Source organism: Arthrobacter sp. SRS-W-1-2016 (genome assembly GCF_002009585.1).
In the GTDB taxonomy this organism is placed as follows: domain Bacteria; phylum Actinomycetota; class Actinomycetes; order Actinomycetales; family Micrococcaceae; genus Arthrobacter; species Arthrobacter bambusae_A.
Genome location: NZ_MTPV01000014.1, coordinates 1 through 19184 on the forward strand (window position 1 = coordinate 1; position 19184 = coordinate 19184).

Annotated in this window: 16 protein-coding genes; 4 read left to right on the forward strand and 12 right to left on the reverse strand. The window is 65.7% G+C overall.

The genetic code is table 11. The features are described 5' to 3' along the window. Nucleotides 1–394 precede the first annotated feature (394 nt). Nucleotides 395–1705, reverse strand: a complete 1311-nt coding sequence (tyrS, locus tag BMF89_RS03160; protein WP_078105629.1) for a tyrosine--tRNA ligase — start codon at nucleotides 1703–1705, stop codon at nucleotides 395–397. 44 nt (nucleotides 1706–1749) lie between these two features. Continuing rightward, nucleotides 1750–3978, reverse strand: a complete 2229-nt coding sequence (locus tag BMF89_RS03165) for an AAA family ATPase (RefSeq protein WP_078105630.1) — start codon at nucleotides 3976–3978, stop codon at nucleotides 1750–1752. Between the two features lie 158 nt (nucleotides 3979–4136). Between BMF89_RS03165 and BMF89_RS03170 the strand changes: the two genes are divergently transcribed. Further along, nucleotides 4137–4772, forward strand: a complete 636-nt coding sequence (locus tag BMF89_RS03170; RefSeq protein ID WP_078105631.1) for a GNAT family protein — start codon at nucleotides 4137–4139, stop codon at nucleotides 4770–4772. Between the two features lie 19 nt (nucleotides 4773–4791). On the opposite strand, the gene BMF89_RS03175 is transcribed toward BMF89_RS03170, so the two are convergent. Further along, the gene (locus BMF89_RS03175; protein ID WP_078105632.1) at nucleotides 4792–5454 is read right to left on the reverse strand and encodes a DNA-3-methyladenine glycosylase; all 663 of its coding nucleotides are present in this window, start codon (nucleotides 5452–5454) and stop codon (nucleotides 4792–4794) included. A 95-nt stretch (nucleotides 5455–5549) separates the two neighbouring features. Between BMF89_RS03175 and BMF89_RS03180 the strand changes: the two genes are divergently transcribed. After that, nucleotides 5550–7115, forward strand: a complete 1566-nt coding sequence (locus BMF89_RS03180; RefSeq protein ID WP_078105633.1) for an AlkA N-terminal domain-containing protein — start codon at nucleotides 5550–5552, stop codon at nucleotides 7113–7115. On the opposite strand, the gene BMF89_RS03185 is transcribed toward BMF89_RS03180, so the two are convergent. The 9 genes from BMF89_RS03185 to argC all read right to left on the reverse strand — a co-directional run bounded on the left by BMF89_RS03185 (nucleotide 7021) and on the right by argC (nucleotide 16734). Further along, entirely contained in the window at nucleotides 7021–7758 is a 738-nt protein-coding gene (locus BMF89_RS03185; protein ID WP_078105634.1) for a maleylpyruvate isomerase family mycothiol-dependent enzyme, read from the reverse strand. The two genes, BMF89_RS03180 and BMF89_RS03185, sit on opposite strands and share 95 nt — an antisense overlap. Before the next feature lie 179 nt (nucleotides 7759–7937). Beyond that, nucleotides 7938–9428 carry an argininosuccinate lyase gene (gene argH, locus BMF89_RS03190; RefSeq protein WP_078105635.1) on the reverse strand — a complete coding sequence of 497 codons (1491 nt, stop codon included), beginning with the start codon at nucleotides 9426–9428 and terminating at the stop codon, nucleotides 7938–7940. Then, on the reverse strand, nucleotides 9425–10630 hold the full coding sequence (locus tag BMF89_RS03195; RefSeq protein ID WP_078105636.1) for an argininosuccinate synthase: 1206 nt from the start codon (nucleotides 10628–10630) through the stop codon (nucleotides 9425–9427). The genes argH and BMF89_RS03195 overlap by 4 nt, the downstream gene beginning before the upstream one ends. A 103-nt stretch (nucleotides 10631–10733) precedes the next feature. Then, the gene (locus BMF89_RS03200) at nucleotides 10734–11270 is read right to left on the reverse strand and encodes an arginine repressor (RefSeq protein WP_078105637.1); all 537 of its coding nucleotides are present in this window, start codon (nucleotides 11268–11270) and stop codon (nucleotides 10734–10736) included. Beyond that, complete coding sequence (argF, locus tag BMF89_RS03205) at nucleotides 11270–12268, reverse strand: ornithine carbamoyltransferase (RefSeq protein WP_078105638.1); 999 nt, start codon at nucleotides 12266–12268, stop codon at nucleotides 11270–11272. Before argF ends, BMF89_RS03200 begins: the two co-directional genes overlap by 1 nt. Continuing rightward, nucleotides 12265–13572: an acetylornithine transaminase gene (locus tag BMF89_RS03210; protein WP_078105639.1), complete on the reverse strand. Its 1308-nt coding sequence runs from the start codon at nucleotides 13570–13572 to the stop codon at nucleotides 12265–12267. Before BMF89_RS03210 ends, argF begins: the two co-directional genes overlap by 4 nt. Beyond that, entirely contained in the window at nucleotides 13569–14528 is a 960-nt protein-coding gene (argB, locus tag BMF89_RS03215; protein ID WP_078105640.1) for an acetylglutamate kinase, read from the reverse strand. The genes BMF89_RS03210 and argB overlap by 4 nt, the downstream gene beginning before the upstream one ends. Nucleotides 14529–14539: 11 nt before the next feature. Beyond that, nucleotides 14540–15706: a bifunctional glutamate N-acetyltransferase/amino-acid acetyltransferase ArgJ gene (argJ, locus tag BMF89_RS03220; protein ID WP_078105641.1), complete on the reverse strand. Its 1167-nt coding sequence runs from the start codon at nucleotides 15704–15706 to the stop codon at nucleotides 14540–14542. Beyond that, entirely contained in the window at nucleotides 15703–16734 is a 1032-nt protein-coding gene (gene argC / locus BMF89_RS03225) for an N-acetyl-gamma-glutamyl-phosphate reductase (RefSeq protein WP_078105642.1), read from the reverse strand. The genes argJ and argC overlap by 4 nt, the downstream gene beginning before the upstream one ends. Nucleotides 16735–16934: 200 nt before the next feature. Here argC and BMF89_RS03230 point away from each other — a divergent pair, with 200 nt between their 5' ends. Then, nucleotides 16935–18023: an acyl-CoA desaturase gene (locus BMF89_RS03230; protein WP_078105643.1), complete on the forward strand. Its 1089-nt coding sequence runs from the start codon at nucleotides 16935–16937 to the stop codon at nucleotides 18021–18023. Between the two features lie 135 nt (nucleotides 18024–18158). Continuing rightward, nucleotides 18159–19124, forward strand: a complete 966-nt coding sequence (locus tag BMF89_RS03235; protein ID WP_078105644.1) for a quinone oxidoreductase — start codon at nucleotides 18159–18161, stop codon at nucleotides 19122–19124. The last annotated feature ends 60 nt before the right edge of the window (nucleotides 19125–19184 follow it).

Consider the following 19184-nt stretch of genomic DNA (forward strand, 5'->3'; position numbering starts at 1 on the left):
CAAAATCAACCAATCCATAAAAACAAATCGGTATCAACAAACTTGGCACACTATTGAGTTCTCAAACAACAGACACAATCCGATTACTTCTCGGAACAAATTCAATTGAATTCGATGTTCCGCATTTCCTCGCTGCGATGTTTCTACTTTATTTCATTCATTTCCACTTTGCAAATCCAGGATTTCTCCGGAAATTCACCCAACGGAATCGAATTTCCCCACAGAGTCGATAAATCATCCGATTCCAGATTTTCGGTCTACATCGGATTATTCACATTCAATGGGATTTTGTCGCAATTTATCCGCTTCAGCGGCAGCGACTCAGAAAACGATACACGCTCCCCCAGAGCCGCGCAAGTCGGCCCGGAGGAGCGTGCAATAGTCCGTCTCGGAGTCAGACAGCCACTTCGACAGTGGCCAGATTCTTCTTCCCGCGGCGCAGCAACAGGTACCGGCCGTGAAGCAGTTCCGCCCGGTCGATCACGGCGTCGGGGTCGGTTACCTTGTTGTTGTTCACGTAGGCGCCGCCCTCCCCTACCGTGCGTCGGGCAGCGGACTTGCTCTCGGAGAGTCCGGACGCAACCAGGAGGTCGACGATACCCAGGCCATCTGCGCCGATCGAGGCAGACGGCAGCTCGGCAGTGGCGGACGCCAAGGTCACTTCGTCCAGAACCGAGAGATCGCCATTGCCGAACAGCGCAGCCGAAGCGGCAATCACCTTCTCCGTCGCGTCCACTCCGTGTACGAGCGACGTGACTTCGTAGGCAAGCCTGCGCTGGCCCTCGCGGGCGAACGGACGCTCGGCAACAGCAGCTCCAAGTTCCTCAATCTCCGCGCGGCCAAGGAAAGTGAAGACCTTGAGGCGGTCAACGACGTCGGCATCCGCCGTGTTGAGCCAGAACTGGTAGAAGGCGTAGGGGCTGCACATGTGGGCATCGAGCCAAATGGCGTTGCCTTCGCTTTTACCGAATTTGGTGCCATCCGAGTTGGTGATCAGGGGCGTCCCCAAGGCGTGGACGGACTTCCCATCGACCTTGCGGATCAACTCCGTGCCACTCGTGAGGTTGCCCCACTGGTCCGAGCCGCCGGTCTGCAGCACGCAATCGTAGTCGCGGTTGAGCTGGAGGTAATCCATGCCCTGCAGGATCTGGTAGCTGAACTCGGTATAGCTGATGCCCTCGTCGGAGCTGAGCCGGGAAGCAACGGCATCCTTGCGGAGCATGGTACCAACGCGGAAGTGCTTGCCGATCTCCCGCAGGAAATCAATGGCGCTCAAGGGCGCGGTCCAGTCAAGGTTGTTGACCATGCGCGCCGCGTTGTCCCCCTCGAAGCTGAGGAAACGGCGGACCTGGGCCTGAAGGTAGCCGACCCACTCCGAAACGGTGTCCTTGGTGTTCAAGGTGCGTTCCGCCGTCGGGCGCGGATCCCCGATCAAGCCGGTGGAGCCGCCCACCAGGCCGAGCGGCTTGTGGCCGGCCAACTGAAGGCGGCGCATGAGCAGGAGCTGGACCAGGTTGCCGAGGTGCAGGGACGGCGCGGTGGGGTCGAAGCCACAGTAATACGTGATCGGGTCCCCGGCGAGGAGCTTTTCCAGTTCCGTTTCATCAGTGGAAACGTGGATCAGGCCGCGCCATTTGAGCTCTTGCCAGATGTTGGCAAAGCCCGGGTCGTTGTGCTGGGACTCGAGGTTGTTTACGTGTGACACGAGTTCTAAGTTAGCAGGATTGGCGTTCGGCCTGCTTGCATGGCTCAGCGCTCGATACCCGCGGGCAATGGAGCGGCCGTGATGAGGCGCAACCGCTGCGTCGGACGGGTCATGGCGACGTAGAGATCGCCCACCTTCCCATGTTCATGGTTCAGCATGGCCGCAGGCTCAAGGACCACGACGCCATCGAACTCCAGGCCCTTGGCTTCCTTGGGGCTGATGACCACGATGTCCTGGGAGTAGCTGCCCGCTCCGGTGCCCACGCGGTGGCCGTAGAGCCCACGGAGGGCGGCTGCGGCGCGCGGCAAGAGGGCGCCGTCGGCAATCACGGCGAGAAGGCCGCCGTCGATCGCTTCCAGTTCCTCCGGAAGGACCTCGACGAGGCGGTCCACCATCCCGGCTTCGTCCACGCGATCCACGATGGGCGACCATTTGCCTTCCCGGACGGCCTTGGGTGCCGAGACGACGAGGCCGGCGCGGTTCGCCATACGGACTGCCGCTTCGGCGATCTGCGAGGGCGTGCGGTAGTTGACCGTGAGTTCTTCGAGCTGCCAGCGGTCCCCGAACGACGGCGCGAGCGCACTCTGCCAGGAATTCGCACCGGCGGAGGAACTCGTCTGGGCGATGTCGCCGACGATCGTGAAGGACTTCAGCGGGCAGCGGCGGACCAACAGCCGCCACTGCATGGGCGAGAGCTCCTGCGCTTCATCCACCACGATGTGTCCGAACGCCCACGAACGGTCGCTCGTGGCACGTTCGGCCGCGGTCAGGCGCGTTTCGCGCTCCTGGTTCTGGTCCGCCAGTTCCTCGGCCGTCATCAATACGTCGACACCCATGGCCTCCATGTTGACCAGGGTCTGCTTGGCGTTGGCGATGTCGCGGGCACGGTCGTGCTCTTGCTGCGCCAGCCCCCGGCCGGCGGCAGGATCCAGCTCACCCAGGAGTTCGGCGGCCTCGTCGAGCAGTGGAACATCCGCTTCCGTCCACGGGGCGTCCGCCGGACGAAGCAGGAGGGCACGCTGGGACGGGGTGAGGTGCGGAGTGCAGGCTTCCAGGATGGCTGGCTTGCTGAAGAGCTCGGAAACGAGCTTCTCGGGCGTCATGGGCATCCAGCAAAGGTTCAGGACGATCCTGACGTCGCGTGCCGAGCGGACGTCTTCGGCGAGGTAGGAACGGTCGGCATTGTTGCCGATGTTCGATTCCTCGACGATCTCCGTCAGCTGCTCCGTGAGCTCGCGCAACAGGATCTTCACGAACGTCACGCGCGCTTCATTGTGCGGCTTGCCGGTGGCGCGTGCCCTGTCCCGGGCGCGGCGGACTTGCCGCACGGACAGCGTGAGCTTGCGCGAATCGACCTCGAGGATGCGGTCCTCGGCGGGAGTCCGCTGCCGGTTGGCCACGGCATTGGCAATCACGTCGGCCATATTCAGCTTGCCTTTGAGCGCTGCGACGTCGGGATCGGTTTCCGGGACGGCATGGATGCCGGGCATGAGGCGGCCAAGGCTCGCCATGACGACGCCGGTCTCGCCGAGGGACGGCAGGACCCGCTCGATGTAGTGCATGAACGACGACGACGGTCCAACGAGCAGCACACCAGCGGACTTCAAGCGGTCACGGTGGGTGTAGAGCAGGTAGGCCGCGCGGTGGAGCGCGACGGCCGTCTTGCCCGTGCCGGGACCGCCTTGGACAACCAAGGCACCCGACATGGACGAACGGATGATCCGGTCCTGCTCGGACTGGATGGTGCCGACGATGTCCGACATGCGGCCGGTCCGCTTGGAATTCAGTGCGGCAAGAAGTGCGCCCTCGCCCTGGAGCGAGGCGTTGTCCGCCAGCATGCTGGCATCCAGGACATCGTCCTCGATCGCCTTGACCTCGCGGCCCTGCAGGATCAGGTGGCGACGACGGCGGACCCCCTGCCGGTCGAAGGCGGTCGCCTGGTAGAAGTGGCCGGCTTCCGGCGCGCGCCAGTCGACCATGAGCCGCTGGAGGTCTGCCGTGGACAGTCCGATGCGCCCGATGTACTGCGCCTCTCCGCTGTCCAGGTCAAGGCGCCCGAACACGAGACGGTCGTCGACGGCGTCGAGCTGGGCGAGGCGGTCCTCGTACAGTGCCGCGAAGGCGTCCCTTTCGGAAACGTTCTGCATGGTGCCTACCGCCCCGGCGCGCCGGACCTGCGCCAGCTGTTGGCGCTTTTCCTCCCGCAGCTCATCCAGACGCGAGTAGAGACCGGCCACGTACTCCCGCTCGTGGATCAAATCAGCGTCGTGCATCGAAACGTTCCCCTATCGAAAAAGACGGACCGTCCATTCTACAGCGCTTTTGCTTGACGTGCGTGAAACTGCCCGCCCGCCGGTGCGTCACACAATGTTCACCCGGCGCTAACCTCCTGAGCTGTTCCATCCGCACCCAGTGGTGCTTCAATGCTGCAATGCAGCACGACGTTGCCCTGACCCGACACGGCATCAGCCTGGTCCCGCTCTCCCCCGCACATGCCGGTCCGCTCTTCGATTTCGTGGACGCCGGGATGTGGTCCGGGATGGCCGCCGACCAGCCCTTGAGCGCCGCGGAATTGGCCGAACTCTTCGCGGCCCGCCTCGAAGATCCGGCAACCATACCGTTTGCCGTCGTCGAGCAGCGTACGGGAGCACTGCTTGGAACCACGTCCCTGTGCGAGTACAGTCCGCGGCAGCAGCGCCTGGAAATCGGCGGCACTTTTTACGGGCGACCGTTTTGGGGCAGCCATGTCAATCCGGCCGCGAAGCACCTGCTGTTGGCGTACTCCTTCGATGTGCTGGACGTCCACCGCGTTGCCTTCCGCTGCGACGCCCGGAATACGCGCAGCGCTGCGGCCATCCAGCGGCTCGGCGCCAGTTACGAGGGCACCCTGCGCGGGCACCGCTTCGCTCCGGACGGCAGCCGCTGCGACACCGCCGTCTTCTCGATCCTGCGCGAGGAATGGCCCCACGTGCGCGAGGCGTTGCTTGGCCGCCTCGCGCCCTTCGAACTGGCCGACAACCACTGTGCGTATGTCGCGGAACCGGCCCGGAGCGAACACGCGGCGTGACGGGTTCTTCGCGGGGCTCCTACGAGGGCTTCTCGACGGCGCGGCTGCGGCCGGGCTTGTAGCGCGACACCGTGGGATCGCCGGAGAGCCAGAACCGCCACGGGTAGTCCGCGGAACCGCCGTCGCCCGACACTCCGACCCGGAGGCCGCTCGTGATTGCCGATGGCGCGGCCGGGCATGCCGGAAGGTCGAGGCTGAACGGTTCGGCCAAGGCATCCCGGCCGCTGTCCGCCGTGGTCAGTCCCAAAGCGGAGGCAAGGCGCGCCGGCCCGCTGGCAAGATCCTTCAGCGATCTCGATGCCGGACGGCGGGACTGTGCCAAGGCTTGCCCGGCCACCACCTCCCCTGCCCGCAACAGCAGCGCGGACGCAACGCCGTCGGGCCCGCAGACGATGTTGGCGCAATAGTGCATGCCATAGGTGAAGTAGACGTACAGGTGGCCTGCGGGTCCGAACATCGGAGCGTTTCGGGCGGTGGGGCCCCCGAAGGTGTGGGATCCGGGGTCGGGTTGGGCCGAGTCGCGCGGACCCAGATACGCTTCCACCTCGCTGAGCCGGACGGACACCGTGCCCTCAGGAGTCCGGTGGCTCAACACGGCGCCGAGGAGCAAAGGGGCCACGTCCCGCGGATCTCCGGAAAGAATCGCCCGGATGGCCTCCGTGGATTGGCGCTGCGTTGTCATGCCCAGACCCTAGCAAAAATCAGGCAATCGGATCCGCCGCCGGCGATGTCCGATTCCCGCTAGGAAGGGCCCGGGGAAGCTGACAGGATGAAGTCATGGACTTTTGGCAACGCTACCGTGCCATCGATGCGCGGGACCCCCGGTTCGACGGCCAGTTCTTCACCGCTGTGCGCTCGACGGGCATCTACTGCCGGCCGTCGTGCCCGGCACGGACGCCCAAGGCGGAAAACGTGACGTTCTACGAAACCTCGGCCGCGGCCCACGAAGCCGGGTACAGGGCGTGCAAGCGATGCCTCCCGGAGGCGGTCCCCGGCACTCCCGCGTGGAACCTGCGCTCGGACGTCGCGGGCAGGGCGATGCGGCTCATCAACGACGGCGCGATCTCCCGGGTCGGCGTTGAAGGACTTGCCACCAGGCTGGGCTACTCCTCCCGCCAGCTCAACAGGATCCTCAGCCATGAACTCGGCGCCGGGCCGCTGTCCTTGGCGCGGGCCAGCCGGGCCCAGACCGCCAGGACGCTCCTGGTCTCCACCTCGATGAAACTCTCGGACGTGGCGTTCGCCGCCGGTTTCAACAGTGTCCGCCAGTTCAACGACACCATCAACGAAGTCTTCGCCCTGACTCCCACCGCGCTCCGTGCCACCGCGAAGCCCCTGGGCCATCACGGCAAGCCTGGCGAGACGACGTCCCTGACCCTGAACCTCCCCTACCGGGAGCCGTTCGATACGGGGATTTTCGATTTCCTCGCGGCCCGCGCGGTTCCCGGTGTCGAGCTGGCGGGTCCCGCAAGTTACACGCGGACCCTCCGCTTGCCCCGCGGCAACGCCGTGTTCACCGTGGAGTACGACGGCGGGGCGCGCGGCGGCGCGCTGACCCTCGCCGTCAGCACCTTGGATCTCCACGACCTTCCCGTACTGTTGAGCCGGGTGCGGCGGTTGTTCGATCTCGACGCCGATCCCGTCGCCGTGGACGAGGCGTTGGCTTCCGATGCCCGGCTCGGCCCCTCAGCCCGCGATACTCCGGGGATCAGGGTCCCGGGTGCCGTGGACCCCCAGGAACTGTTGATCCGCGCGATGATCGGCCAGCAAATCACCGTGGCCGCCGCCCGGACCGCTTTGAGCCACCTTTCCGACGCCGGAACCCGCCTGCCGGAAGGGCACGCAGGACACGCACTGGGCCTGGACCGCCTGTTTCCCACGGCCGCGCAGATCGCCACCTCGGGCCGGGAACTGCTGAGGGGTCCGCAGCGGCGCATCGATTCCGTTCTGGCTGCGGCAGCAGCCATGGCCAGCGGGGACCTCGACTTCGACTACGGCGACGACCCCCAAACGCTCGCGGACAAACTGTTGCCGCTGCCCGGCGTCGGACCATGGACCGTGGGGTACGTGGCGATGCGGGTCATCGGCGACCCGGACGTCTTCCTGGCGAACGATGCAGCGGTCCGGAACGGCCTCAAGAACCTCGCGGCAGCGGAAGACCTGCCTGCCGATTTCCGCAACGTGAGCCCGTGGCGTTCTTACGCCACGATGCATCTGTGGCGGGCAGCCGCAAGCAAACGCGGAGGCGCTAGTGCGCCGCGGGAACGCTCGACGGCCACGGGAGAAGCTCAGGCAAGTCAACACCATCCGCGTCGGCAGAGGCCCGCAGGCTCCCCAGGGTAGGTGTGCGCCCGGCGAGCCAGGCGGCGATATCCGTGATCATGCCGTTGATGGCGACGGACTGCCGCCCCGAGCCGATGACCAGTTGCGGGAGGCCAAGGGGCTGAAGAACGAACTTCTGGTCTGCCGGAACACGGGCGGAGAGGAAATCAAAGAGGTGCTCGCAGAATTGCCGGCTCCAGGCTTCCGGGCCGCGGCCGATTCCCAGGTCCGTGACGTGGATGACGAGTTCGCGCCAGAGCGCCAGGCCGCCGTCGAGCACAGTTCCGTTCCGGAAGCTGATCCGGGTGTTCCAGCCGGACTCCACGAGTCCGTCGAAGGCCCTCAGGGCCCGGGCAAGGGCGGCTTCGGTGGCGTCGCGGTGTTTGGCGAGGCTGTGACTCGCCGCTAGCTCAATGGCCTTCGTACGGCCCTCGTAGCCGCCGTCGTAGATGTCGATGGTCTCGCCGCGCGCGGCGTATTCCAGCTGCCTGGCCATTGCATTCGAGATGCCGGCGATGTGAGCCAGCACGTGGCCGCGGGTCCACCCGGGCAACTCGGAGGGAGCTGCGACATCGGCGTCGTCGAGTTTGGCGACAACGTCGGTGACAGTGCCGGCTGCTTTGTGGAGCTCGGCAAGAAGCGCTGAGGTAGTGATCTCGGTCATAGCGCCATAGTATCCGACAGAGTTAACCGCTGTTAACGACGATTAACTGACAACGGCGGGCATTTCGCGGCAGCGTTTTTGCGAAAAACACCGCCGCGAAATCCCCGCCCGCCCCCTAGCCTCGCAAGCTCGGCCAGGGAACCCTGCGGGCGTGGGCCCATTGTTGTTACCCGGTGTTGTTACCCGGCGTAGCCGCGTACCGCTGCGAGTTCCGCTTCGAGGGCAAGCAGCTGGCGTTCGACGGCGGCCGGGGCCGTTCCGCCCTGGGAGTTGCGGCTGTTGAGCGAACCTTCGGTGCTGAGCACTGTGCGAACCTCGGGAGTCAAGTGCGCCGAAATGCCCGCGTACTCTTCGTCCGTCAGGTCCCACAGCTCGACGTTGCGCCCTTCGGCCAGCTTCACTGCGGCACCGGAGAGCTCGTGTGCCTCCCGGAACGGGACGCCCTGGCGGACGAGCCACTCTGCGATGTCCGTGGCAAGTGCGAAGCCCTGCGGGGCCAAGGATGCCATGCGCTCGGTGTTGAAGGTGAGCGTGGCGATCATGCCGGAAACAGCCGGGAGCAGCACTTCCAAGGTATCCGCCGCGTCGAAAACCGGTTCCTTGTCCTCCTGCAGGTCGCGGTTGTACGCGAGCGGCAGGCCCTTGAGCGTCGCCAACAGCCCGGTCAGGTTGCCGATGAGGCGCCCTGCCTTGCCACGGGCGAGCTCGGCGACATCCGGGTTCTTCTTCTGCGGCATGATCGAGGACCCCGTCGAGTACGAATCATGGAGCGTCACGAAGGAGAACTCCTTGGTGGCCCACAGGATGACCTCCTCGGAAACCCGCGACAGGTCCACGCCGATCATCGAGCAGATCCATGCGAACTCGGCGAAGACGTCGCGCGAGGCAGTGCCGTCGATCGAGTTGTGCACCGCCGAGAAGAATCCGAGGTCCGCAGCGACGGACTCGGGATCCAGGCCGAGCGAGGAACCCGCCAAGGCTCCGGAACCATACGGCGATACACCGGCGCGCTTGTCCCAGTCCTGGAACCGCTGCACATCGCGCAGCAGCGCCCAGGCATGGGCTAGCAGGTGATGGCTCAGCAGGACAGGCTGGGCGTGCTGCAAGTGTGTCCGGCCAGGCATGGCAACGCCCTGGTGGGCCTTGGCCTGCTCCACGAGGGCATCGATCGTGGCGAGTACGCCACGGGCGATGATGCGGGCATGGTCGCGCAGGAACATGCGACCCAAGGTGGCCACCTGGTCGTTGCGCGAACGGCCTGCCCGGAGCTTGCCGCCCAAGTGGGTTCCCGCGCGCTCGATGAGCCCGCGTTCGAGGGAACCGTGGACGTCCTCGTCGCTCTCGGCAGGCTTGTAGGCGCCGCTCGCGACGTCGTCATCCAGCTGGGTGAGCGCCGCGAGCATGTCGTCGAGTTCGCCGTCGTCGAGCAGCCCGGCCTGGTGCAGCACGCGGGCATGCGCCTTGGAGCCGGCGATGTCGTAGCGGGCCAGCCGCCAGTCGAAGTGCGTGGACTTGCTCAGCGCGGCAAGCGCGTCCGCGGGGCCGCCGGCGAACCGGCCGCCCCACAGCGCGCCGGTGTTTGTCGCTTCAGATTTGATCCCCGAACGCTCCCCAACCTCGCTGCGCTCGGCCGGGGACCCCGGCGTCCGTGGGCCCTGCTGCTGACTCACTTTCCTGAAACCCGCAGGTCGCGGCCTGCGGCGACCTTGGAGGACATTCCCCAGAGCTCGATGAAGCCCTTGGCCTGCGACTGGTCGAAGGTGTCGCCGGTGTCGTAGGTGGCGAGGTCGAAGTCATAGAGCGAGGTGTCGGAGCGGCGGCCGTTGACGATGGCCTGGCCGCCGTGCAGGACCATGCGGATGTCGCCGGAGACGTATTTCTGGGTGTCCTCGATGAAGGCGTCCAAGGAGCGCTTGAGCGGGGAGAACCACTGGCCGTCGTAGACCAGCTCGGACCAGCGCTGGCCGACGGTGGCCTTGAAGCGGGCCTGCTCGCGCTCGATGGTGACGTCCTCGAGGTGCTTGTGGGCGGTGATGAGGGCCATCGCGCCGGGCGCCTCGTAGATTTCGCGGGACTTGATACCCACCAGGCGGTCCTCGACGACGTCGATGCGGCCAACGCCCTGGGCGCCGGCGCGGCGGTTCAGTTCCTGGATGACCTGGAGCGGAGTGCGCTTGACGCCGTCGATGGCCACCGGGACGCCGGCTTCGAAGGTGATGGTGACTTCGTCCGGCGCCGGCGGGAATTCCGGGGTGGCCGTGTAGTCGTAGATGTCCTTGGTGGGGGCGTTCCAGATGTCCTCGAGGTAGCCGGTTTCGACGGCGCGTCCCCAGACGTTCTGGTCGATCGAGTACGGGTTCTTCTTGGTGGTCTCGATCGGCAGTCCCTTTTCCTCGGCGAAGGCGATGGCCTTGTCGCGGGTCAGGGCGAGGTCGCGGACGGGTGCGATGCACTTCAAGTCCGGGCCCAGGGTCTGGATGCCGACCTCGAAGCGGACCTGGTCGTTACCCTTGCCGGTGCAGCCGTGCGCAACGGTGGTGGCACCGAATTCGCGGGCGGCCTTGACGAGGTGCTTGACGATCACGGGGCGTGAGATCGCCGAAACCAGCGGGTAGTGGCCCTGGTAGAGGGCGTTGGCCTTCAGCGTGGGCATGGCGTATTCGTTGGCGAATTCGTCGCGGGCGTCGGCCACGTAGGCCTCGACGGCGCCGCAGCCGAGGGCGCGCTGGCGGATGGTCTCCAGCGACTCGCCGCCCTGTCCGACGTCGACGGCCACGGCGATGACCTCGGCACCGGTGGCTTCACCGATCCAGCCGATGGCTACGGAAGTATCAAGGCCACCGGAGTAGGCCAGAACAATGCGCTCAGTCACGAGAGTGCTCCTTTGTTGTTGCTTGGTTCTTTTGAGTCAAATGCTTGGATCGGGCCGAAGGCCCGGATGGAACAGGTCAGAAGGGCTCAGTTGCCGGTCTCGGTTAGTTCCCCGGTCCGGCTTCCTGGGCCAGCTGGAGGAAGCGGGCTGCCAGCTCGGCGCCGCCGTCGGGATCCCTGGCAACCAAAAGCAAGGTGTCGTCGCCTGCGATCGTACCCAATACAGACGGCATTACCGAGTGGTCGATGGCCAGGGCGAGGAAGTTGGCGGCACCCGGCGGTGTCCGCAGCACGACGATATTGCCCGAGGCCTCGGCAGTGACCAGCAGCTCGCCGCAGAGGCGCGACAAGCGGGCGTCCAGGATTTCCTGGGTGACGCCGCTTTTTGCATTGCGGTCGCCGCCCTCGCCGGGGACCGCATAGACCAGTGCACCGTCCTTGCCGCGCACACGCACCGCCCCCAGTTCCACCAGGTCCCTGGAGAGGGTCGCCTGGGTGACCTGCACGCCGTCGTCGGCCAGCAAAGCCGCTAGTTCGGCCTGCGAGCGCACCGACTGACCGGTCAGGATCGCGGTGATCCGCGCCTGCCGGGCGGTCTTGGTGGCGGGGCTGGCGCCTTGCGACGCAGGATGGGTGGACACTAGAACGTGCTCTCTCCGGTGCCCTCAACGGGGGAAAGCCCGTCGACGAATGCGAGTCCCGAGCGGTGCATGAGCCAGGCCATGAGCGCTTTCTGGGCGTGCAAGCGGTTCTCGGCCTCGTCCCAGACGATCGATTGGGGTCCGTCGATGACACCCGCGGAGATTTCGTAGCCGCGGTAGGCGGGCAGGCAGTGGAGCACGACGGCGTCCGGTGCGGCGTGTGCCATGGCGGCCTCGTCCACGGAATACTCGCGGAAGAGCTCCATCCGCGCTTCCTTCTCGGCTTCCTGCCCCATGGACACCCAGGTGTCCGTAGCGACGACGTCGGCGCCGTCGAGGGCTTCCGCGGCGTCAGTGGTGATGAGCACGGAACCGCCGGTCTCGGCGGCGCGCTCCTCGGCCGCCGCCACGATGTCGGCGGCCGGCAGGTAACCTTCCGGACCCGAGATCCTGACGTGCATGCCCGCCGTGACGCCTGCCAGCAGATAGGAGTTGGCCATGTTGTTCGCGGCGTCGCCCAGGTAGGCCATGGTGAGGCCCTTGAGTTCGCCCTTGTGCTCCTTGACTGCCAGGAGGTCTGCCAGCAACTGGCAGGGGTGGTAGTCATCGCATAGGGCGTTGATGACGGGAACTTTGGAGTTTTCGGCCATGGCTACGAGGCCGGAGTGCGCCGAGGTCCGCCACACGATGGTGGAGACCATGCGTTCGAGGACCTTGGCGGTGTCCTCCACGGATTCCTTGTGGCCGATCTGCGCCTCGCCCGGATTGATGATGAGCGCGTTGCCGCCCATGTCGGCGACGCCGGTGGCGAAGGACACACGGGTACGGGTGGAGGTCTTGTCGAAGATGACGGCGACGGTCTTGCGCCCGTTGCCGGCAGCCGCGAACGGTTGGATGCTGTACGGGGCGGCCTTCATCCGGACTGCGAGCTCGAGCACCTCGGCTTGCTCGGCCGGAGTAAGGTCCGTGTCCTTGAGGAAATGACGGGTGGCGTTCACTGTGCGTCCTTAGCGGTCAGTGGTGCAGCGTTCAGGGGTGCAGCGGTTTCGGTTGCGGCCTGGATGATGCCTGGCAGCGCGTCGAGGAAGCGGTCGGCTTGCTCGGCCGTCAGGATGAGCGGCGGAGCCAGCCGGATGGTGCGCGGGCCGGGACTGTTGATGATGAAGCCCGCGTCGAGGGCAGCAGTCACCATGGCGGGCGCAATGTCGGAGTCGAGGTCGAAACCGATCAGGAGGCCTTCGCCCCGCACTTCGGTGACGGCGTCGACGTCGGACAGTCCGGCCCGCAACCGCGCGCCGACGCTGAGCACATTTTCCAGTACGCCCTGGCTTTCGATCGCATGCAGGGTGGCGAGGGCTGCGGCTGTGGCCACCGGGTTCCCGCCGAAGGTGGTGCCGTGCTGGCCCGCGGTCAGGAGCGACGACGTCGGCTCCCCGAAGGTGATGAGCGCGCCGACCGGGAAGCCACCGCCCAGGCCCTTGGCGAGCGTCACGGCGTCGGGGACGATTCCGGCGTCTTCGCTGGCCAGCCATTTGCCCGTTCGGCCGACGCCGGTCTGGACTTCGTCCAGGATGAGCAGCGCGCCTGCTTTGCTCGTCATCTCGCGGGCCGCCTGCAGGTACTCGACGCTGAGCGGGCGGACGCCGGCTTCGCCCTGGATGGGCTCCAGGAACACCGCGGCAGTGGTTTCGTCGACGGCGGCACGGAGCGCCTCGATGTCGCCGAACGGGATGTGGACGACTCCGCCCGGCAGCGGCTCGAACGGCACCCGGTACGCTTCCTTGGCGGTCAAGGCCAGCGCACCCATGGTGCGGCCGTGGAAAGCACCTTCCAGGGCGATGATCTTGGTGCGCGTGCCAGAGCTGTTGCGCCGCGCCAGCTTGAACGCGGCCTCGTTGGCTTCGGTACCGGAGTTGGCGAAGAACACCTTGGAGCCGGCAGGAGCTTTGGTGATGGCGAGGAGCTTCTCCGCGAGCGCGATCTGCGTGGGGCTCGTGAAGAAATTGGAGACGTGGCCCAGGGTGGCCAGCTGGCTGGAGATGACGGAGGTGACGAACGGGTGGGCGTGGCCCAGGGCGTTCACCGCAATCCCGCCGAGGAGGTCCAGGTATTCCTTGCCGTCGGCGTCCCACACAAGGGCACCCGCACCCCGGACCAGGACCCGCTGCGGGGTGCCGAAGACGCCCATGAGCGAGGAAGAGTAACGGGCCAGCCAGTCGCTTCCAGTGCTCTGGGAAACAAGCGTGGTTGCGGCGGGTTCCGCAGTGACGGCGGTCGGGCTCAAACCAGCAGTTTCGTTCATGAGTTCACTTCCTCGTCGGGGACAACCTGGGTTCCGATGCCCGCGGTCGTAAAGGTTTCCAGGAGCATGGAGTGCGGCAGCCGACCATCCACGATGTGCGCGCGTTCCACTCCCTCATCAATGGCCTTCAGGCAGGCCGTCATTTTCGGGATCATGCCGGACTCGAGGCCCGGCAGCATCTCCCGCAGTTCCGTGGCCGTCAGCGAGGAAATGAGCGAGGACTTGTCCGGCCAGTTGGCGTAGAGGCCCTCGACATCGGTCAGGATGACGAGCTTGGATGCGCCCAGTGCCGAGGCGACCGCCGCTGCGGCCGTGTCGGCGTTGACGTTGAGGACCTGCCCGGTAGTGGAGCCGGTGCCGTCGCCTTCGTCGATGATCTCGGGTGCGACCGTCGAAATCACCGGGATGCGGCCGGCGTCAAGGATGTCCTCGATACCCCTGGGATCAACACCCACCACTTCGCCCACCAACCCGAGGTCCACTTCTTCGCCGTCCACCACGGTGCCGGTGCGCACGGCACGCAGGAGTCCGCCGTCTTCACCGGACATGCCTACGGCATAGGGTCCGTGGGAGTTGATGAGGCCCACGAGTTCGCGGCCCACTTGTCCAGTAAGTACCATGCGGACCACGTCCATGGCCTCGGGAGTGGTGACGCGCAGGCCGCCCTTGAATTCGGATTCGATGCCCAGCCGGCCGAGCATCGAGTTGATCTGCGGGCCACCCCCGTGCACGACGACGGGGTGGATACCCACGTGGTGCAGGAAGACGATGTCCTCGGCGAAGGCGCGGCGGAGTTCCTCGTTGACCATGGCGTTGCCGCCGTACTTGATCACCATGGTGGTGCCGGCGAACCGCTGGATCCACGGCAGCGCCTCGATCAGGGTCGCTGCCTTGTCCTGGGCTGTTTTTGCCGAATCGGCGCCGATGGATGTGTTTTCCCGGGTGTGCGCAGTCATGGTCATCCCGTCTAGCTCGAGTAGGCGCTGTTCTCGTGCACGTACTCGTGCGTGAGGTCGTTGGTCCAGATGGTGGCCTCGGCGTCGCCGGCCTGCAGGTCGATTTCCACGAGCACCTCGCGGGGTTCGAGGTCTACGAGGTTGCGGTCGTCGCCGATGCTGCCGTTGCGGCAGATCTGGATACCGTTCATGGAGACGTTGAGCCGGTCCGGTTCGAAGACGGCGTCCGTGGTGCCCACCGAAGACAGGACGCGGCCCCAGTTGGGGTCCTTGCCGAAGATGGCAGTCTTGAAGAGGTTGGAGCGGGCCACCGAACGGCTGACGATTTCGGCGTCGCGCTCGCTCGCCGCGTTGAACGTGCGGATGGCGATGTCGTGGCTGGCACCTTCGGCGTCACCGATCAGCTTGCGGGCGAGCTCGGCGCACACGTGGGTGACCCCGGCACCGAGCTGCTCGGCGGACGGCATGGCCTCGGAGGCCCCGGAGGCCAGCAGGACCACGGTGTCGTTGGTGGACATGCAGCCGTCGGAGTCCGTGCGGTCGAAGGTGACGCGCGTCGCGTCGCGGAGCACCACGTCGAGCTCTTCCGCCGGGACCTGGGCATCGGTGGTGAGCGCCACGAGCATGGTTGCCAGGCCCGGCGCCAGCATGCCGGCGCCCTTCGCGATGCCCCCGACCGTGAACGTGTTGCCCTCGGCATCGGTGCCGGTGAAGACTGCTTCCTTCGCCACGCTGTCCGTCGTCATGATCGCCGTGGCGGCAGCGGAACCGCCGTTCTCGGAAAGTTCGGCGAACGCGGCGTCGATGCCAGGGATGATCTTGTCCATGGGCAATTGCTCGCCGATGAGTCCGGTGGAGCAAACCACGACGTCGGAGGCGGAGATCCCGAGGACGGCTGCCACTTTCTCTGCGGTTGCGTGCGTATTTTGGAAACCCTGGGGACCGGTGCAGGCGTTGGCGCCGCCGGAATTCAGAACCACTGCGTCGACGCGCCCGTCGGAGAGAACCTGGCGGGACCAGTGCACCGGCGCCGCGGCGACGCGGTTGGACGTGAAAACGGCTGCTGCGGCTTTCAGGGGCCCGTCGTTGACGACGAGGGCGAGGTCCGGGTTGCCCGAGGCCTTGATGCCTGCTTTGACGCCGGCGGCCCGGAATCCCTGGGGGGCGGTGATGGTCACGGGGCGACTCCTTGGACGTTGAGGCCGGCGGATTCATCCAGGCCGAGGGCAATATTCATGGACTGCACGGCGCCGCCGGCGGTCCCTTTGGTCAGGTTGTCGATGACGCACGTGACAACCACACGGCCGGAATGCTCGTCGAAGGCCAACTGCATGACGGCGTGGTTGGAACCCTGCACCGATTTGGTGGTGGGCCACTGGCCCTCGGGCAACAGGTGGACGAACGGTTCGTCGTCGTACGCTTCAGCCCAGGCACTGCGGAGTTCCGCAGCGGTGACGCCGGGCTTGACCTTGGCTGTTGCCGTGCTCAGGATGCCGCGGCTCATGGGCGCGAGGGTGGGAGTGAAGGACACGGTGACCGGTTCACCCGCGGCGTTGGAAAGTCCCTGTTCGATCTCGGGGGTATGGCGGTGGCCGCCGCCCACGCCATAGGGACTCATGGAACCCATGACTTCGGAACCGATGAGGTTGACCTTGGCCGCCTTGCCCGCGCCCGAGGTACCGGAGGCGGAAACAATCACGACGTCGTCCGGCTGGAGAAGCTTGTTGGCGAAGCCGGGCGTGAGAGCGAGGAGGGCCGACGTCGGGTAGCAGCCGGGAACGGCAATCCGCTTCGCTCCCTTCAAGGCGTCGCGCTGGCCGGGAAGTTCCGGCAGCCCGTACGGCCAGGTCCCCGCATGGGCGGAGCCATAGAACTTTTCCCAGGCAGCGGGGTCTTCGAGCCGGTGGTCCGCGCCGGCGTCGATCACCAGCGTGCCTTCCGGCAGCTGCGCTGCGATCTCAGCCGAGGCTCCGTGCGGGAGCGCCAGGAACACGACGTCGTGACCGGCGAGGTTTTCCACGCTGGTGTCTTCGAGAATCCGGCTGGCCAAACCGTGGAGATGCGGCTGCAACTCCCCTAGTCTGGAACCGGCGTTGCTGTGCGCAGTGATGGCACCGATGGTGACGTCCGGGTGGCCTGCCAGAAGGCGCAGCACCTCTCCCCCGGCATAGCCGCTGGCACCGGAGACGGCAACAGAAATAGTCATGGCACGACTATACAGCAAAACTATTCATGGTTGCCGATATTTATGCATGCCCTTTTCCGGACCTTTTTCGAGCCACTCCCGGAAGCAGCTCGTCTCGGCACAACCCCTTTGGGAGCGTATGCTGGACAGAGGGTGATCTAGACCGTGCAGCCGATCGTCGGTTGCAGCGTTGCCCGTTATGTATTACGGGGCAACTGCATATGTCACAGACCTCCACCACGGAACGTCCTCATAAGGGCGTCCGGCCACCCAACGCCGTCGTACTTAGCTATTCCGAACTGCTCAAGACGGTCCGCGCGGAAGGGCTTTTGAAGCGCCGCGTCGGTTTTTACATCAGCGTTTTCGCTTCCCTGGTCCTCTTGCTGACCGGCACCTGGTTCGGCTTCGCGCTGATTGGGCCCAGCTGGTACCAGCTCCTCATCGCCGCGGCCCTGGGCATCCTTTGCACCCAGTTGAGCTTCCTTGCCCACGAGGCCGGCCACCGCCAGATTTTCGCGTCCCGCAGGGCCAATGACTGGTCCGCCCGCATCCTGGCCACTTCGGTTGCCGGCATCAGCTACGCCTGGTGGGAACAGAAGCACGGCGCGCACCACAACAGCCCGAACGTGATTTCGAAGGACCCGGACATCAAAACCGGAGCCCTGGCATTCCATGTTGAAGCCGCTGCCGGCAGGCAGGGACGCTTCGCGTTCCTCACCCGCAGGCAAGGCTGGTTCTTCTTCCCGCTCCTCTTGCTGCTGGGCATCAGCCTGCAGTGGGAGTCCTTGATGTACATCTTCCGGCCCGGAGCCATCAAGCACCGCTGGGTGGAGACCCCCATCCTCCTGGCACGGCTTCTCGCGCTGCCGGTCCTCGCCTTCACCTTCCTTCCGCTTGGCATGGCATTTGCCTTCCTGGGCGTCCAGATCATGGTGTTCGGCTTCTACATGGGTGCTTCCTTCGCCCCGAACCACAAGGGCATGCCGGTGCTCCCGGCAGACTCGCGGGTCGATTTCCTTCGCCGCCAGATTCTGACCGCCAGGAACATCTCCGGCGGCCCGTTCATGAACATCCTCCTGGGCGGCCTCAACCACCAGGCGGAGCACCACTTGTTCCCGGACATGGCCCGCCCGCACTTGCGCCGCGCTTCGGAGATCGTTCGGAGCTACTGCGAAAAGCATTCCATTCCCTATACGGAAACCACGTTGATGCAGTCATACGGCATTGTCGTGCGGTACCTCAACGAGGTAGGACTCGCCGCAGGCCGCGGCTTTGACTGCCCCGTCGCATCCGCGCACGGCAGGGGCTGATACGCCCGGAAGGCCACGGGCCACGTTACGGCGAACCACGGCCCCCAGCAGCTGACTGGACACTCGACGGACTCCGCTCCCTAGGATGGTTGTGTGAATGCGGGCACGAAAGTGCCTCGACGGAGAAGGAGACCCATGACGCAAGCGATCATTGCCCGGCAAGCGGGAGGACCCGAAGTCCTCGAACTCACCGAAGCAGAGGTTCCGGTCCCTGGCCCGCGACAGCTCCTCGTCAAAGTTGCGGCGGCCGGAGTGAACTTCATTGACACGTATCAGCGCAGCGGCACCTACAAGGTCGAGTATCCGTTCACCCCCGGTTCCGAGTCTGCAGGCACCGTGGAGGCCGTCGGCCCCGACGTCGAGGACTTCGCCGTCGGAGACAGGGTCGCTACCGCCGAAGGATCCCGCAGCTACGCGGGGTACACCCTCGTAGACGCGGACAAGGCACTTCCCGTGCCGGACGGCGTCGACGACCACACAGCGGCAGCACTGCCGCTGCAGGGAATGACCGCACACTACCTGATCAACTCTTCCTTCCGCGTGGAACCGGGCCAGACCGTCCTGACACATGCCGGCGCCGGCGGCGTGGGACTCATCCTGACGCAGTTGCTCAAGGCCCGGGGCGCACGCGTCATCACCACGGTCTCCTCGGACGAGAAGGAAGCCCTTGCCCGGGAAGCCGGCGCGGACGAAGTCCTGCGCTACACCGGATTTGCGGACAAGGTCCGCGAGCTCACCGATGGCACAGGCGTGAACGTGGTGTACGACGGCGTCGGCAAGGATACTTTTGACGGTTCCCTCGCAAGTTTGCGCGTCCGCGGCTCGCTCGTCCTGTTCGGGGCGGCTTCCGGTCCTGTGCCACCCTTCGATCCCCAGCGGCTGAACGCGGGCGGATCGCTGTCCCTGACGCGCCCCACCCTTGGCCATTTCCTCCAGAACCCGCAGGAGCGGCGCTGGCGCTCGGCTGAAGTCTTCGGCGCTGCCGCCAGCGGCGCGCTCAAAGTCCGGATTGGCGGAACGTACCCGCTCGCCGACGCAGCCCAGGCCCATCGCGACCTGGAGGGCCGCAACACCACCGGCAAGCTACTGTTGCTCCCATAATCGAATAAACAGCACGTTGGCTTTTCACTTAGCATTGGGCTAGGCCATGGCAACGGTCAC